Origin of the sequence: Streptomyces sp. NBC_01384, assembly GCF_045040035.1 — a bacterium.
Taxonomy (GTDB): Bacteria; Actinomycetota; Actinomycetes; order Streptomycetales; family Streptomycetaceae; genus Streptomyces.
This window is the reverse complement of the sequence record NZ_CP109559.1, coordinates 10,091,306-10,106,822: the sequence shown is the minus strand read 5'-3', so window position 1 is coordinate 10,106,822 and position 15,517 is coordinate 10,091,306. Positions and strand designations below refer to the sequence as shown.

Annotated in this window: 13 protein-coding genes and 2 pseudogenes; 5 read left to right on the top strand and 10 right to left on the bottom strand. The window is 72.0% G+C overall.

All coding sequences use genetic code 11. From position 1 onward, the window contains the following. Positions 1-66: 66 nt before the first annotated feature. A complete protein-coding gene (locus tag OG747_RS46450) occupies positions 67-243 on the bottom strand; it encodes a helix-turn-helix transcriptional regulator (RefSeq protein WP_405885383.1) in 177 nt (58 codons plus the stop codon). Between OG747_RS46450 and OG747_RS46445 the strand changes: the two genes are divergently transcribed. After that, on the top strand, positions 236-2,287 hold the full coding sequence (locus tag OG747_RS46445; RefSeq protein WP_405885382.1) for a hypothetical protein: 2,052 nt from the start codon (positions 236-238) through the stop codon (positions 2,285-2,287). The genes OG747_RS46450 and OG747_RS46445 overlap by 8 nt on opposite strands. A gap of 45 nt (positions 2,288-2,332) precedes the next feature. On the opposite strand, the pseudogene OG747_RS46440 reads toward OG747_RS46445, so the two are convergent. Continuing rightward, positions 2,333-2,752: pseudogene (locus tag OG747_RS46440) on the bottom strand (ATP-binding protein); the annotation flags it as partial. A 666-nt stretch (positions 2,753-3,418) separates the two neighbouring features. On the opposite strand from OG747_RS46440, the gene OG747_RS46435 reads away from it, so the two are divergent. The 3 genes from OG747_RS46435 (at position 3,419) to OG747_RS46425 (ending at position 7,091) form a co-directional block, all read left to right on the top strand. Beyond that, the gene (locus OG747_RS46435) at positions 3,419-4,651 is read left to right on the top strand and encodes a hypothetical protein (protein ID WP_405876800.1); all 1,233 of its coding nucleotides are present in this window, start codon (positions 3,419-3,421) and stop codon (positions 4,649-4,651) included. Between the two features lie 274 nt (positions 4,652-4,925). Then, a complete protein-coding gene (locus OG747_RS46430; protein WP_405876802.1) occupies positions 4,926-5,465 on the top strand; it encodes a hypothetical protein in 540 nt (179 codons plus the stop codon). A 213-nt stretch (positions 5,466-5,678) separates the two neighbouring features. Beyond that, positions 5,679-7,091 (top strand): NF041680 family putative transposase, encoded by a 1,413-nt coding sequence (locus tag OG747_RS46425; protein ID WP_405876804.1) that lies wholly within the window; start codon positions 5,679-5,681, stop codon positions 7,089-7,091. A gap of 92 nt (positions 7,092-7,183) precedes the next feature. Here the strand turns inward: OG747_RS46425 and OG747_RS46420 are convergent. From OG747_RS46420 to OG747_RS46385, 8 genes and pseudogenes are all read right to left on the bottom strand, one after another. Beyond that, positions 7,184-7,588: pseudogene (locus OG747_RS46420) on the bottom strand (cobalamin B12-binding domain-containing protein); the annotation flags it as partial. 151 nt (positions 7,589-7,739) lie between these two features. Continuing rightward, positions 7,740-9,326, bottom strand: coding sequence for a methylmalonyl-CoA mutase (locus OG747_RS46415; RefSeq protein WP_405876806.1), 1,587 nt, complete (start codon positions 9,324-9,326; stop codon positions 7,740-7,742). Positions 9,327-9,782: 456 nt separating this feature from the next. Next, positions 9,783-10,481, bottom strand: coding sequence for a LuxR C-terminal-related transcriptional regulator (locus tag OG747_RS46410; protein WP_405876808.1), 699 nt, complete (start codon positions 10,479-10,481; stop codon positions 9,783-9,785). A 213-nt stretch (positions 10,482-10,694) separates the two neighbouring features. After that, positions 10,695-10,871 (bottom strand): hypothetical protein, encoded by a 177-nt coding sequence (locus OG747_RS46405; protein ID WP_405876810.1) that lies wholly within the window; start codon positions 10,869-10,871, stop codon positions 10,695-10,697. Positions 10,872-11,751: 880 nt separating this feature from the next. Beyond that, positions 11,752-11,880, bottom strand: coding sequence for a hypothetical protein (locus OG747_RS46400; RefSeq protein WP_405876812.1), 129 nt, complete (start codon positions 11,878-11,880; stop codon positions 11,752-11,754). Between the two features lie 152 nt (positions 11,881-12,032). After that, entirely contained in the window at positions 12,033-12,617 is a 585-nt protein-coding gene (locus OG747_RS46395) for a hypothetical protein (protein WP_405876814.1), read from the bottom strand. 157 nt (positions 12,618-12,774) lie between these two features. Then, positions 12,775-13,443, bottom strand: a complete 669-nt coding sequence (locus OG747_RS46390) for a response regulator (protein WP_405885381.1) — start codon at positions 13,441-13,443, stop codon at positions 12,775-12,777. After that, on the bottom strand, positions 13,440-14,636 hold the full coding sequence (locus OG747_RS46385; RefSeq protein WP_405885380.1) for a sensor histidine kinase: 1,197 nt from the start codon (positions 14,634-14,636) through the stop codon (positions 13,440-13,442). Before OG747_RS46385 ends, OG747_RS46390 begins: the two co-directional genes overlap by 4 nt. Positions 14,637-14,757: 121 nt before the next feature. On the opposite strand from OG747_RS46385, the gene OG747_RS46380 reads away from it, so the two are divergent. Next, positions 14,758-15,510, top strand: coding sequence for a rhomboid-like protein (locus tag OG747_RS46380; protein WP_405885379.1), 753 nt, complete (start codon positions 14,758-14,760; stop codon positions 15,508-15,510). The last annotated feature ends 7 nt before the right edge of the window (positions 15,511-15,517 follow it).

Sequence of the window (15,517 nt, the reverse complement as noted above, 5' to 3'; positions counted from 1 at the left end):
CGTGAACTCCCCCGGCGCGGCACCGGCATGGTCCCGGCCGGCCGGTCGGCCGGCCGGTCGGTCGGGTCAGTGACCGGCCTGTTCGGGTGTGCGGGTGCGCAGGTCCAGGGGCAGGTCCTGGCGGCGGGAGATGCCGAGTTTGCGGTAGGCGCAGGTGAGGTGGCGCTCGACCGTGCTGGCGCTGACGTAGAGCTTGGCCGCGATCTCCCGGTTGGTGTGGCCCTGGGCGGCGAGGGTGGCCACCCGTTCCTCCGCGCCGCTGAGCCGGCCGGCTGTCCCGGCCGGCGGCGGGGCGCGCGGCGCGCTGGGGGCCGGGGGCGGGACGTATCTGCTCGCACAGCGGCAACGCGCCGCACTCGCCCGCCAGCTGCCAGGCCCGCCGGGTGATCGTCCCCGCCCGGGTTCCCTCGCCGCTCAGCCGCAGCGCGGAGCCCAGGTCGGCCAGGGAGCGGGCGAGTTCGAGGCGGTCCCCGTAGTCGCGCAGTTCGTCGACCGCGCCGCTCAGCAGCTCGACGCGGCGCCGGGGCTCCGCGGTGGCCGCGCTCAGCCGGAGCGCCACCCCGCGCACCCGCGCCCCGCCCACCGCCGCACGGGCGAGCTGGTCCGCGAGCAGGGCCTGTGCCTGGGCCGGGCGCCCGAGATGCAGCAGCGCCTGGGCGGCGCCGGTGCGCCAGGGCAGCAGAGCGGGCTGGTCCACTCCCCAGCGGCCGGCGATGCTGCCCGCTTCCAGGAACTCCTCCAGGGCCTCCCGGGGGCGGGCGGTGGCCAGGTAGTAGCGGCCGCGCGCGCCGAGGAAGGCGAGGGCGTGCACGGTGGAGTACGGCTCGCCGGGCAGGGTGGGATGCAGATACAGGGCGGCCTTGGCGTACTCGCCCTGTTCGGTGAGTGCCTGGACCAGCAGGGCGAGCGGGGCGAGGAGATACGGGCCGCCGCGGCCGGCGAGGTGGCCGAGCGCGGAGGTCGCCTCCCGCCGGGCGCCCGCGAGGTCGCCGAGGTGCAGCAGGGACTGGGCGTGTGCCGTGGCGAAGGCGGCCTGCCAGCCGGGGGCTTCCCGGGCCGGGGCCTGCTCGCCCAGACGGCGGCACCAGGCGATGGCGCTGTGCGGCCGGTGCTCGACCAGGGTGCGCAGGGCGCGGTCGATCAGCTCGAAGGCGGCCTGGGTCAGCGGCGTGCCGGCCAGCAGCCGTTCGGCGGCCGCTACGCCGTCCGGGGCGTGGGGGGGCAGCCACAGCGCGGCGGCGCGGACGGACGGCGGGGCCGGGACCCGGGAGGCCGGGAGCTGGGAGGCCGGGACCTGGGGGGCCGGGAGCTGGGAGGCCGGGACCTGGGGGGCCGGGTGCTGGTCGCGCAGCGGGGGGTGGGCGGCCGCCGGGCGGGCGCCCTGGGCGGCCCGGCCGAGGGCCTCGTCGGCCTCCTCGACGCGGCCCTGGGCCGCCAGCAGCCGGGCCAGCCACCCCGCGTCGGCGGGCGGCAGTTTCCCCGCGCGCAGGGCGGCCTGGGGTTCGTCGAGGAGACGGTGGGCCGCGGCCGGGTGCAGCCGCCAGGTGTGGGCGGCGAGCTGGAGGGTGATCCGCAGCCGTGTGGGGACGTCGCGGCAGCCGGAACGGGCCAGGCGCAGACAGGCCTGGGCCTGGTCGGGGTCGCTGCGGGAGAACGGTTCCTGCCGGGCGGCGTCCCGCAGGGCCTGGATCTCCCAGTCGTGTGCGGCGGCCTGGGCGGCGAGCAGCCGGCGTGCCACGACGGCCGGTTCGGCCAGGGCGTGGTGCAGGACGCGGGCGGCGTCGCGGTGCAGCGACCGGCGCTGTGCGGGCGGGAGCGTTGCGAGCACGGCGGACTCGGCCGTGGGGTGGAGCAGCCGGGCACCGGCGGCGAGTCCCGCGGCGTCGAGTGCGTGGTGGGCCCGGGCGGCGGCGTCGGGGCTCAGCCGGGCGAGCGGGGCGGCGCTGCGCAGGTCGGCCTGCTCGCCGAGGACGGCCAGGGCCAGGGCGAGCCGGCGGGCGGCAGAGCCGCAGCGCTGCACACAGATCGCGAACGCCTCGGCGAAGGGGCCGCCCAGCCCGGGCTGCGGCCACCCGGGCCGGCGGCCGTCGGCGGGGCCCGTCTCGGCCAGCAGGGCGCGCAGCAGCAGCGGGTTGCCGCCGCTGAGGCGATGGAGTTGCGCGGTGGCGCCCGCCGGCACCGGGGTGCCCCAGAAGCGGGCCAGTTCCGCGGTGCTGCGGGCATCCAGGCGGGCGAGGGGGATACGCACGAAGCTGTGGTGGCGCAGCAGTTCGGTATGCAGGCCTGAGCCGTCGCTGCGGTGGTACGGGGACTGGGCGAGCACCGTCAGCAGGGGGGCGTGGCGCAGGGCGTGGGTCAGGCGCAGCAGTTCGGCGAGTGAGGCGCGGTCGGCGTACTGCAGGTCGTCGATGCACAGGGCCACCGGGCCGCGGGCGCAGGCCGCGCGCAGCAGGGAGGCGAAAGGGGTGCCGGTCGTATCCGGTGCCGGGGCCGGCCGGGAGGGGCCCGCGGTGAGGCCGTCGGCGAGCCGGCGCAGCAGGGCGTGGTCCTGGCGGCGGGCGGCGGGGTCGGCGGCCGCGTGCAGCACGGTGAGCCCGCGCTCGGCCGCGGCGTCGGCGGCGTACTGCACCAGCCGCGTCTTGCCGCAGCCGGGTGCCCCTTCCACCAGGACCAGCTGGGCCGTGCCGTCGGTGCAGGCACGCAGGGCCTTGTCCAGCCGTGCGCACTCGTCGTCGCGATGCAGGAGCACCATGGGCCCGCCCTCCCGGTCGTATTCTCCCCGTTCGCGCAGTCTAGGAAGGCATATGCCACCGCGAGTGCCTGCCGCGGCGGGCACTGGCTGCACGGCAGGAAGTGCCCGCCGGACAAAGCCCGCCGGGGCACGCCGGGGCACGGCGGGGCGCACCTGCGGACAGCGTGAGCGACGGCGAGGGCGAGGGGGACGGCGTGGGCGAGGGTGAGGGTGAACAGCCGCGGGGCCTGTGGCCGTTGCGGGGCCCGCGGCCGGGTGGAGGGCGCGGCCGGGCGGAGGGCGCGGTACCGGCTCCCCGGCCGTCTCCCCGCTCAGAAGCTGTTTCACATCCTCTTTGCGCAGGTCAGAACGGTGAGGCTTGCAGGGGTTGCTGACGGCACCGTTCGGAAGAGCGTCGTGGCGACGCCTCCGGGAGAGGCTGGCGAGCTTCGCGCGTTCCGCCTCGGCGGTTCGTTCCAGCGTGATCAATTCATCGGGGACCTCGGGACGCATTACAGAAGCGCAATCGGGCAGACGTCCTGCGTATCGGTCATGGCGCGTCCCCCACAAAACAGCCCGGCCGTGTGTGCCACACGCTCGTCCCCGACCGCGTGGGGTTCCCGCGGCGCGGGGCCAAAGTGAGCCACATCATTGGACAAATAGAAAACATCAGACATTCTGCTCGGCATGCGTTTTTCTCCCACTGATCGGTGCCGTGGTGGCTCGACGGCGACACCGCAGGCCTTGGTGGCGCTGCTGGGCCAGATCAGGACGATCGGCTCGGGCCGGAGCGAGTACGTCCTGCACGGTGTAAAGAGCCTGATCGCGGCGGTGCTTACGTGGCAGCTCATCGCCCTGTGGCTACCGGGACAGCAGCAGTTCCTGGGTGTGGCCACTGCACTGTTCATGGCAAACGCGCCTACGGTGTACAGCTCGGTCGTCCATGCCGTGCGCCGAGTGGGGATCCAGGTATTGGGAGTGTTCCTGGCTGTCGCCGCCGCCTGGCTGCTGGGGGCCACCGCAGGAGGCATCCTGGCCGTCCTGACGACGGTGCTGCTCACCGGCAGACGGGGCAACGGCGAGGACCGGCTCCAAATCGCATCGACTGCGTTGATCACCCTGACAGCTGCTGCCGCGGCTCCGGTCGGACACGTGGTCTCCCCCGTGGTCTCCACCCTTACCGGCGCCGTGGTGGGAGTCGTGGTCAACGCCTTGATCCTTCCATCGACGCACCTCGCCCAGTCCGACGCTGCTGTCCGGCGTCTGGCCCGCTGCACCGGCACGCTGCTGCAGGACATGAGCCGAGGGCTGGAGGGGGAACGGCCCCTGAGCCACGCCTCCATCTGGCTGGAGCGGGCACGCGACCTGGAGCAGCAGCTCTCGGAAGCAAGGGAGGAGGTACAAACATCGGCGGAAAGTCTGCGCTGGAACGTCCGAGCCGGGGCTCGAAGGCAACACATGATCCAGATCTATGAGGGTGCCTTGGAGGTGCTGCACACGGCGTCGTTTCAGGTGCGCGGCATCGCCAGGACGCTGGCCGACAGCCTCGTTCAAGGCGCGCACCCCGGCTTGAACGGCGGCTTCGCTGTTCGATACGCCGAAGCTCTCGATCTGGCAGGGCAGGTGTTCATGAGCTATGCCGGAATCGGAGCGGCGGCCGGCTCGACTGAAGTCGATGCCCAAAGGCACTTGCACACAGTGATCGAGCGTATGCGTACCTGGCATGCCGGGATGACCGATCTCATCGACCGGGGAGCAGTCGGCGCGCCTGATGCGTGGCATGTCTATGGATCGCTCGTCGTCGACGTGGAGCGTCTGCTCTGCGACCTGGACGACACGAAGCTGCCCCAAGGCGCAGGCCCGGCCGCAGTCGTCGAGATCAACGGCTCGCGGTGCATTGACTCGATGATCCGGGCTTGACGGTTCGAAGGGGGCTACGGTGACTGGGTAGCCCCCTGCTGCTGATACGCGGCGCGCATCGCGCTCGTGTGTGGGTTACCTTCGCACCCGTGGAGGCAACCCGCCGGACTACGAATTTACTCCGAGCTCGGAGTAATTCGTAGTCCCGTGCGTTTCGTCGGGCCCGCATGTCCTCGGCCCTGCCAACGACGTCATCAAGGCCGCAGCCGACTTCGGCCGCGCGGACGCCGACCGCTGGCGACGCGATCATCCCTACTTCCAACTCCTCGACAGCTTGCACACCAATGCCAGCCGCGCCGAAGCCGAAATTCGGCAGCTCGAAGACGAAGGCCAATACAACGGGATGGAGCGGCCTGCGCTCGATATTGCGGCGCGTGACGCCCTTGAGAGGTACTACGCCCAGCAGGACAGTGGCGAAGATCCCGACCCCGCCCCAGTACGCAAGGCCATCGTGGCCACAGACCTGTTCGACGCTCGGGAGTTGCCAGACGAACTCGCTCGGGAAGTGGCCGACGTACTGCTGCCGTCCTCGAACAGGCGTCATGCCTTCCACAAGGGCCTGGCCGACCAGCAGCGGAAGAAGGTCGAGACTCGCGCAGCACTGGACGAAGCGCGCCAGCAACTCGCCCACGCTGTTGCCATGTGGAGCGCGACGCCGCCCTGGAGGCTGGCGCGGCGGCTGCGTCGCGGGAAGAACCCGGCCAGGGCTGTCGCCTCAGAATCGCCGAGGCGTCCGCGCTTGCCTCGTAGTCGGCGGCCATCCGCTGATCTCATTGAAGTCAGCGGGCGGAGCCCCGAAGCGACACGGCCCTGACGTGTATCGAAGCCCTGCTCAACTTGTCATGCAGGGATCAGACACAGCTTCTCAGCTTTTTTTAACCTCGCCGGGTCACCTGACCTGCTGATCTTGGCGTCTTCCTGAGACAGCAGGACGGCCGTTCTTCACGCTTCGAGGTGTCGAGCAACGTCGCGTGAAGGAACGGCCGCTGTGAAGAGTCTGGCTCCTGCAGGTCCCGCTGACGCCGCGATGAGCGTGCTGTCCCACTTTCGTGTCGAGTTCTACGACTGCCTCTACAAGCGGCCGGATGCGCTCTTCGAGCTGGCCGACGCGGTGCTGTGCACGGACGGTCCGGTGACGTCGTTGGCCGAGCTCACGCTTACCGCCGAGCATCAGCGCGGGCACGGGGCGATGTACGACGCGGTCAACCACGGCTGGCTGGAGCCGCGCCGCCTGCGCAGGCTGCTTGCCTCCACACCGCTGCCGCGTGCTGCCGATGGGCGGATCGTCCTCGCGGTGGATGTGAGCAACTGGCTGCGCCCCGACGCGCCGACCAGTCCGGACCTGCTGTTCTGTCACGTCTACGGCCGGGGCCGCAGCGCCGATCAGTTCATCCCGGGCTGGCCCTACTCGTTCGTCGCCGCCCTGGAGACGGGACGCACATCATGGACCGCGGTCCTGGATGCGATCCGGCTGGGGCCGGCCGACGACGCCACCGCAGTGACCGCCGCTCAACTCCGCGACGTCTTCACCAGGCTCGTGCACGCCAGGCAGTGGAAGCCCGGCGACGCGGACATCCTCATCGTCATGGACGCCGGCTACGACGTCACCCGCCTCGCCTACGTCCTGGCGGACCTGCCGGTCGAACTGGTCGGAAGGCTGCGCTCGGACCGGGTCATGCTCCGCGACGCCGGCCCACGGCGTTCCACCCCGCGCGGCGGGCAGCCCCGCAAGCACGGCGGAGTCCTCACCTTCGCCAAACCGGACTCCTGGCACACCCCCGACCAGGCCACCACCTGCGACACCACCCGCTACGGCCGGGCCGAAGCGTTCGCCTGGGACCGGATGCACCCGCGTCTGACGGCCCGTGGTCCCTGGCTCGACCACTGCGGTGAACTTCCCCTGATCCACGGCACGTTGATCCGGCTGAAGGTCGAGCACCTGCCCGGCGACCGCGACCCGAAGCCGGTCTGGCTGTGGTCCTCGCGCACCGCGATGACGGGCGAAGACCTCGACCTGCGCTGGCAGGCGTTCCTGCGCAGATTCGACCTGGAGCACACGTTCCGGCTGTTCAAGCAGACACTGGGCTGGACCGTGCCGAAGGTCCGGGACCCGCACACCGCCGGCCTGTGGACCTGGCTGATCGTCGTCGCGCACACCCAGCTCCGCCTCGCCCGCCCCCCCGCCGAGGACCTCCGCCGTCCCTGGGAACGGCCGGCCGAGCCCCGCCGTCTCACCCCTGCCCGGGTCCGCCGGGGGTTCCGCCACCTCCGCGTGAAGACCGCCCGTCCCGCAGGTGTGCCCCAACCCTCCCGGCCCGGCCCCGGACGCCCACCCGGCTCGAAAAACCGCAGGCCAGCCCCGCACCACGAACCCGGGAAGACCGTGAAACGAGCCGAAACCCTCACCGAACATGTCCGCTTGAAACAGCAGCGAGGTTAAACGCCAAGCTCAGGCGGAGCGTGCTGCTTCGTCCGCCGGGCGGGCGGGGGCCTGTCCCCCGTCGTCGCGGCGGGTGCGGCAGGGGGCCGGCGCGCGGCGGCGAGGCGGGTGGTCACCCAGTCGACGATGTCGCGGGTCGGTGTCCCGGGGGTGAAGACGGCGGCGACGCCGAGGCCGAGCAGCTGCGGGACGTCGGCGTCGGGGATGATGCCGCCGCCGAACACGGTGATGTCGTCGGCCTGCCGCTGCCTGAGGTCCTCCAGCAGTGCGGCGAACAGGGTCATGTGGGCCCCGGACAGCACGGACAGGCCGATGCCGTCGGCGTCCTCCTGGACGGCCACGTCGGCGATCTGCCGCGGGCTCTGGTGCAGTCCGGTGTAGATGACCTCGACACCGGCGTCCCGCAGGGCGCGGGCGACCACCTTCGCACCCCGGTCGTGCCCGTCCAGGCCGGGCTTGGCCACCACGACCCGGAGCGGGAGTGCGGATGGGAGCACGGGTCCTCCATACGGTTCGGGCCGTTCCTGGCGGCCGGCCCCGGAAATTAGGCGGCTTGAGGGGGAATCAGAGAGAATCGGGGGGAATTGAGGGGGAATTCGCTGCGCGGGCCGCGCCGTGCGCGGGCCGGTGCCGGCAGGTGTCGCGGTGTCAGTACGTGCCGGAGGGAACGTGGGTGCCCCATGCCTTGCGCAGGGTGTCGCAGACCTCGCCGACGGTGGCTCCGCAGGCCAGTGCCTCCTTCATCGGGTAGAGGACGTTGTCGCTGCCCCCGGCGGCCTTGCGTACCGCGACGAGCGCGTCGTCGACCCGGTCGGAACACCGCCAGGCGCGCAGTTTGGCCAGTCGTTCGCCCTGGCGCCGTTCGGCGGCGGGGCCGGCGCGCAGCGGCTCGCGGGGTTCCTCCTCGTCGAGCCGGTAGCGGTTGACGCCGACCACGACGCGCTCGCCGGAGCCGGTCTGCCGGGCGACGCGGTGGGCGTTGCGTTCGATCTCGGCCTTCTGGAAGCCGTGTTCGATGGCACCGACCGCGCCGCCCAGCTTCTCCACCTTCGCCATCAGTTCCAGCACGGCGGCCTCGATGTCGTCGGTCATCTTCTCGACGGCGTAACTGCCCGCGAACGGGTCGGCGGTGGCGGTGACATCCGTCTCGTGGGCCAGGACCTGCTGGGTGCGCAGGGCGAGCCGGGCGCTCTTGCCGGCGGGCAGTGCGACGGCCTCGTCGAAAAGGCCGGTGTGCAGGGACTGGGTGCCGCCCAGGACCGCGGCCAGGCCCTGGACGGCCACGCGCACCAGGTTCACCTCCGGCTGCTGCGCGGTGAGCTGCACCCCCGCGGTCTGCGTGTGAAAGCGCAGCATCTGCGACTTCGGGTGACGCGCGCCGAACTCCTCGCGCATCACCCGCGCCCAGATGCGGCGTGCCGCACGGAACTTGGCGACCTCCTGAAGGATCGTGGTCCGTGCGGTGAAGAAGAACGACAGCCGCGGCGCGAAGTCGTCGACGTCCAGGCCGGCCGCGATGGCCGTGCGCACGTACTCGATGCCGTCGGCCAGGGTGAAGGCGATCTCCTGCACTGCGGAGGCGCCCGCTTCGGCCATGTGGTAGCCGCAGACCGAGATGGTGTTCCACCTCGGCATCCGGGCACGGCAGTAGCGGAAGATGTCCGCCGTCAGCCGCAGCGACGGCTTCGGCGGGAAGATGTACCTGCCGCGCGCGATGTACTCCTCCAGCACGTCGTTGTGAAGGGTGCCGGTCAGCCGGTCGGCGCGTACGCCCCGTTCCTCGGCGACCAGCTGGTAGAGCAGGAGCAGCACGGCCGCCGGCGCGTTGATCGTCAGCGACGTCGACACCTCCTCCAGCGGGATCCCGGCGAACAGCACCCGCATGTCGTCGACCGAGTCGATGGCCACCCCCGCCTTCCCGACCTCGCCGTGCGCGGCCGGGGCGTCGGAGTCGTGGCCCATCTGCGTGGGCAGGTCGAAGGCGACCGACAGCCCCGTCATGCCGTCGGCGATCAGCTGCCGGTAACGGGCGCCGGACTCGACAGCCGTGGCGAACCCGGCGGTCTGGCGCATCGTCCACGGCCGCCCGGCATACATCGACCGGTACACACCACGGGTGAAGGGATACACGCCGGGCCCGCCCAGCTGCACCGCCGGATCCCAGCCCTGCAGGGCATCCGGCCCGCAGACCGGCTCCATGGGCTGGCCGGATTCGCCCGTCCTGACCTGGTCCATCGACTCTGCCCTCCGAAAGGCCCGGCGCCGTCGCGGGCGTGCTGCGGGCCGTCACCATGGGCTCCGGTGCTAAAGCCCGGTTAGGACGGCCGGCCGCCCCCAGCCCCGGGCGCGTCCGCCTCCGGCGGCCGCAGTGCCCCCGCACGGGCCGCAGGGAAAGGGAATCCTGAACACCCTGCCGGTGCGCACGGACGTCTCCCGGCCGGCCCCGCACAAAGCCGCCGCACAAAGACGCCGCCGCGGCCACGGCCCACGACCAGCCGCAGCGGGACCAGCCGCGGCGGGACCAGCCTCAGCGGGACCAGCCGTCCGGGACCGGCCGTCCGGGACCGGGCCCGTGCGCCGGGAACGGCGGACGCGGGCCCACCCGCCCACCCGCCCGGCCGGGGCGATCGGGCCGGGGCGGGGCAGCCGGGGCGATCGGGGCGGGGCGGGCCGGGGCGGCCGTCAGACGTCCTACTTGATGAACTCCGGTGCCACGCGAGGGGGCCACTGCCCCACGGTCAGCATGCCCAGGGAGTGGGCGCGGGCGACGAGGGCGGCCCGGTTGGGAGCCTTGAGCTTGCGGAGCATGAGCCCGACGTGGTACTCGACGCCCTGCCGGCTGAGGTAGAGGCGCGCGGCGAGCTGCACGGTGGAGGCACCGCTGGCGACGCCCTCCAGGACCTGCGCGTCCAGCTTGCTCAGCAGCCGCTCCCGGGGATGTGCGGCCGGCTCCTCCGCGGCCGCGCAGACGGCTTCCTGGTCGGGTCGCACCTGAACGACGATGCCGGCCAGGCCGCCGGTGGTGTCGTGGACCGCGATACCGGTCAGGCCGGCGGAGAACACCCGGCCCGAGCCGCCGAGGCCGACCATCCGCTCGTCGAAGCGGTTGCACCGCCCTTCCGACAGACGGGCGAAGTGCCGGTCGAGATAGGACGGGGAACTCGGATGGAGCAGCTCGTAGAGGCTGCGGCCGCAGGTGTCGGCCGAGGTCCGCCCGAACTGACGGGAGAAATCCGGCTCGGCCGCGACGATACGCCGGTCGGGGTTGATGTGGGCGGTGTACGTGCGGCGGCCGGCCGCAGACAGCGGCCGGCCGCCGTGCGCATGCCGATGACCGGCTGCAGGGTGAGAGGTGGCCGTCCGGTCGTGGGTGAGCAGGGCATCCGTCATCTGAATGGTCATATGCCGCCTACCGACTTTCTGTATCCAACTGCGCGCGTACTGTGCATGCCTCGTTGCACGCCCGGCTTTCACACAACGCCGGGCAAACGCCGGGAACCCGTGCTCGGCGGTCCGGGGACAGAAATGCCGACGACACCGGACCACGCCGTGTCCCCCGCCTCCGACACCGCCGGCGTGCCGGCCGGGCCGGCACGCCGACCGTCACTGAAGGAGCCGGACGCGGCCATCGCCGCCGGCCCGCGCACCCCTGGGGCCGCCCGGCACCGGGACCGCTGTCCGCAGCAACAGCAGCAGCGGCAGCGGCAGCGGCAGCGGCCGGTGCCAAACGGCCCGCCGCAACCCGCCGGTCCGCCCTTCCCTCGGTACAGGGGCAGCCATGGCTCGATCTCCTCTTTCCGCTTTCCGCTTTCCGCTTGAACAGGACGGGACGGGACGGGACGGGACGGGACGGGTGGTGCGGGGCGGTGTGACGTGCGGGCACCGCATCACCCGGTGAAGTCGCCGTGCCGGCCGAGCCCCCCGGGGAGCAGCTCCCCGAAAACCCCGGACACCGTGGATCAGCCCGACTGCACCACCGGCCGCTTGCGGCTGTGCTGTGCCAGGCATGGGGGACCGCTGGGGCATCCGCCCGCCGGCCGCGTGAGGAGCAGGAAGCGGAGGCAGCCCGGCGGGCAGCACAGCCGGCAAAGCGGCGCCGGCGGAAACAGCTCCTCACCGCCCTACGCCGCCCTACGGGCGGACACCGGCCCACAACACGCACTCCCACCGGGGTATCCGTCACTCCCGCTGCAGACCGTGCCCCTTTGCACGCGGACCTCCGGCGGATGCCCGGCTGCCGGGAACGCCGGACCCGCGGACACCCGGCCCGCGGACACCGGGCCGGGCCGCCGCGGCCGGCAGGTCCGGGTACGCCGCGTTTTTGGCCCCGGACGAGGAGAGCGGCCGGCTCATCCCGGCCGGCCCGGGCCTTCCCGCACGGGGGCTCAGGCGGTTTTGCCGGCGTCCTGGGCCATGCGCTCGCGGACGGCGGGCACGGCGCCGCGCTCCCGGGACGGGTCAGGGGCGGCCGCGGGCCGGGGGTACGCAAAGAAAGACGGCGGGCCGGTACGCCAAGGACGCCGGTGACTTCCCCGAACCGCCCGGGGAAGACTGTCGCCGAGAGCGGCGGCGAGAGGCGGCGGCCCGGACTCCGGCGACGCGGTCCCTCCCGCGCGCGGGAGGGCAGGGGGTACACGCCCGGGCCGCGGCCGTGCACGGGTCACCGGGCCGCGGGCCGGGCGGACAGGCTGAAGACACGGCCCGGCGCGACAATCTTCGTGATCGCCTCGCCGAACAGGATGCCGGGCTGCGCGCCGCCATGGCTGATGCCGGTGTTCCGCAGGACCACGAGGGTCGCCCGGGCCGCGGGGAGACAGACGGTCAGGGACTCCTAGCCCGGCAGCAAGCCGTTGTGCCCGATCCAGCTGTGGAACGTCACGGAATTCCGTAATTCCCCACCCGTGACGCCAACTTCCCCGCCCTATCGTTCGAACGTGCGGATCACGGCTCGGGGATCCATTCCACGGGAGGGGGCATGCGGCTGTAGTGGGCTCCTCCGGTGCCGTAGCGGGCGAGGTGGAGGGTCTCACCGTCGATCTGGATCTCCGCCGGCGGAGGGTTGGGAACGGAGATCCGCGGGTGGGCGTAGGGGTGGCCTTCGATGAAGAGAGGCTCCCGGTGGCGGTTCCGGCCGTCCGCCCAGCTCTGGGCCCGCTCGCGGGACCACGGGTTCTGCAGGGTCCGCGGGGCGGCCGGGTCGTGCTCGTAACCGTTGAGGCTGCGCACCAGAGCTTCGCTGTAGACACCCTTGACCCGGAAGTTCTCCAGATCATCCGCGCGTACGATCATGTTGACGTACCGGCGGCCGTTGCCCCGGTGCCGGCCCACCGCAGGCCAGCGCCAGTGGCCAGGGTCCCACCGGACGGGCGGGAGCCACAGCAGGGCACCTGCACGGAAGTGCTTCGTGCCGTGCTGGATGTCGAGGCCGCCCTCGCCATGCGCGGTCTCCCGCGCCACGCTGGCCACCAGACACCAGCCCAGCAGCCCGTCCGACGTCTCTTCTTCGGTGGGTTCCGTGTCTGTCACGCCGAGAATTCTGAGGCACGAGACGGGGCGCGAGCCAGCTCTTATCAGCCGAGCCGACCGGAGCGAACCCTCCGCGGATCACCAGCCGCAGGAGACATCGGCCTCGTCCGAACATGCGGGCCCTCCTGCCCAACAATTGGGTCCTGCTCGTCCTGCTTCAACGACGTGCGGGCCCGGCCAGTCCGCTTTCGTAGGCGGCGATGACGAGTTGGGCCCGGTCCCTGGCCCCCAGCTTCGTCAGCAGATGGCTGACGTGGGTCTTGACCGTGCCGACGGTCAGATACAGCTCGGCTGCGATTTCGTTGTTGGACAGGCCACGTGCGATCAGACCCAGCACGTCCCGCTCGCGGCCGGTCACCCCGTCCAGGGTGCGGGTGACCGGGCCGGGGTAGCCGGGGCGGCGGACGTAGGTCTCGATGAGCTTGCGGGTGACGCCGGGCGACAGCAACGACTCCCCGGTGGCGATCACCCGCACGGCGTCGATCAGGCGTGCGGGTGGAGTGTCCTTGAGGAGGAAGCCCGCGGCGCCTGCGCGGAGCGCCTCGAAGACGTACTCGTCCAGGTCGAAGGTGGTGAGTACCAGGACGTGGACGGGCACCGGAGACGGGCCGCCGAGCAGCGTGCGGATGGCCTCGATACCATTGAGTCCGGGCATCCGGATGTCCATCAGGGCGACATCGGGGCGCTGTTCGCGGATCACCCTGACCGCCTGGGTCCCGTCGGCCGCCTCCCCGACGACCTGGAGATCGTTTTCCGACTCGATCAGCACACGGAACCCGGCACGCACCAGCGTCTCGTCGTCCACCACGACCACCCGCACCGTCATGCGCCCTCCAGATCGGCGCCCACGGGGAACTGGGCTGTTCGCTCGTCCGTTGCGTACGGCAGCCGGGCGGTGACGCGAAAGCCGTGCGGCGAGAGCGGACCCGCGTGAACCTCGCCGCCGTAGAGGGCGGCGCGTTCCTTCATGCCGGTCAGGCCGTGGCCCTCGGTGATCGGGGTGGTCGTGCGGCTGGCTCCGGCGTCGACGACCGTGAGGGCGACCTCGCCCGGCGCGTAGGCGACCGTCGCCCGGGCGTGGCTGGTGCGGGCATGCTTGACGACGTTGGTGAGGGCTTCCTGCACGATGCGGTAGGCGGCGCGGTCCAGACCTCGGGGCAGGGCGTGCGGGTGACCGCTGATCGTCAACTCGACCTGGACACCGGCCCGTCGGGTCTGTTCGAGGAGCGTGTTGAGGTCGTCTAGGCCGCCGGGTAGCCATTCGGCACCGTCATGATCGCGCAGGACACCCAGCAGTGAACGCAGCTCTCCCAGGGCTGCCCTGCTCGTCGTCTCGATCGCGGAGAGGGACTTCGCGGCCTCGTCAGGTCGGCTGCCGATGACGTGGTGGCCGACGCCCGCCTGGACCGCGACGATGCTCAGGCTGTGCGCGACGACGTCGTGCAACTCCCGGGCGATGCGCATGCGTTCCTCGACGAGGAGGAGCTGTGCCCGCTCTTCGGCCTGCTCGACCAGGCCTCGGGTGTAGGCGCGGCCCCGTCTGGTGGCCCACCCGATCGCCCAGGCGGCGGCCTCGACGATGAGGCTTTGGCTCATCCCCAGCCACCCCCAGTAGTCGTGCCCTGTTATGCCCTGCATAGGGATCATCAAGGCGAGTTGTGCGGCGCCTGCCACCGCGCTCGCGTACGCCGCGACACGCGCGGGTCGGGCGACCGCCACCCCGTACACCAGCAAGGCAGTCGCCAGCACCCCCGTCAGGCTGAGCGCGCCGTCGGTGGCCATCACCACCGACCCCACCGCCAGTGCAGGCAGTGGCAGCAGCCGCCGGACGGCGACGGCCACGCCCAACGAGCACGTCAGCACGGTCTGCCATGCCGGCCAGCCCGTGCGGTGCGTGCCAAGCGTCCACCACAAGACGTTCGACGCCATCAGGACCATGGCCAAAAGCACATCCAGCCCGATCAGCTGAGTCGGCGTCAGGCCCCTGGCACAGGACGCCGCGTCATGCCTCACCATCATGCCTCGCATCATCCGACCCTAGGCGGGAGGGCGATCGTCCGCCTCTGTCCAGGGACAGAGATCAGCCGGTCATTCCGTGGCCAGATCCGCGGGGCGGGCACCCTCTGCCAGGGTCGGCCACATGGATCTCTCCCGGACGCCCGCCCGCCGATGGCTTTCCCCTGTGCCCTGGGGCTTCGCCCTGCTCGCCGCCGCGTCGTCCCTGACGTACGGCGGTGATCACGCGGTGAACGCCTGGGCATCGACCAACCTGGCCAATATGGATGATCATCCTGTGGAGGCGCTCATCGCCTCCGCCTTCCTGTTCGGCGCCGATCCCTGGGCCTATCTGCCCAGCATCGCCCTGGCCGGGGCCATGCTGGCGTTTCTCGTCATCCGGTTCGGCAACATGCGGGCGGTCGCGCTGATCGCGGCCGGCCAAGTCCTCGGCACACTGGTGAGCGAAGGGCTGCTGGCAGCGCGAATCGCGGCGGGCCAAGCGGACCCGGCGCTGCGTGCGACGCTGGACGTCGGCCCGTCCTACGTGATCGTCTCGGCCCTGGCCGCCGTGGTGGCAGCGGGGGCCCGGCGGTGGCACCGATGGACCGCGCTCGCCGCGCTCGCGGTGCGCGCACCGCACATCACGAGCGGCCTGACCACGCTGGGGGTCACTCCCGTCGGCCACGTGACAGCACTGTCCACCGGCATGCTGCTGGCACGGGGTCTGCGGTCGTCCGACGCCCGCCACCGCTACCTGCACCGACTGACGTCACGCGCAGCGCCGCTTCAGACCGAGGGGCGTACCAATGGTCGCGTACCTTCTGTGGTCCGGCCACCAGCACCGCGTCGGGTACAGCATCGGAGCCGTCCTGGACAGCACCGTTCGCTGGGCTAAGCACCAC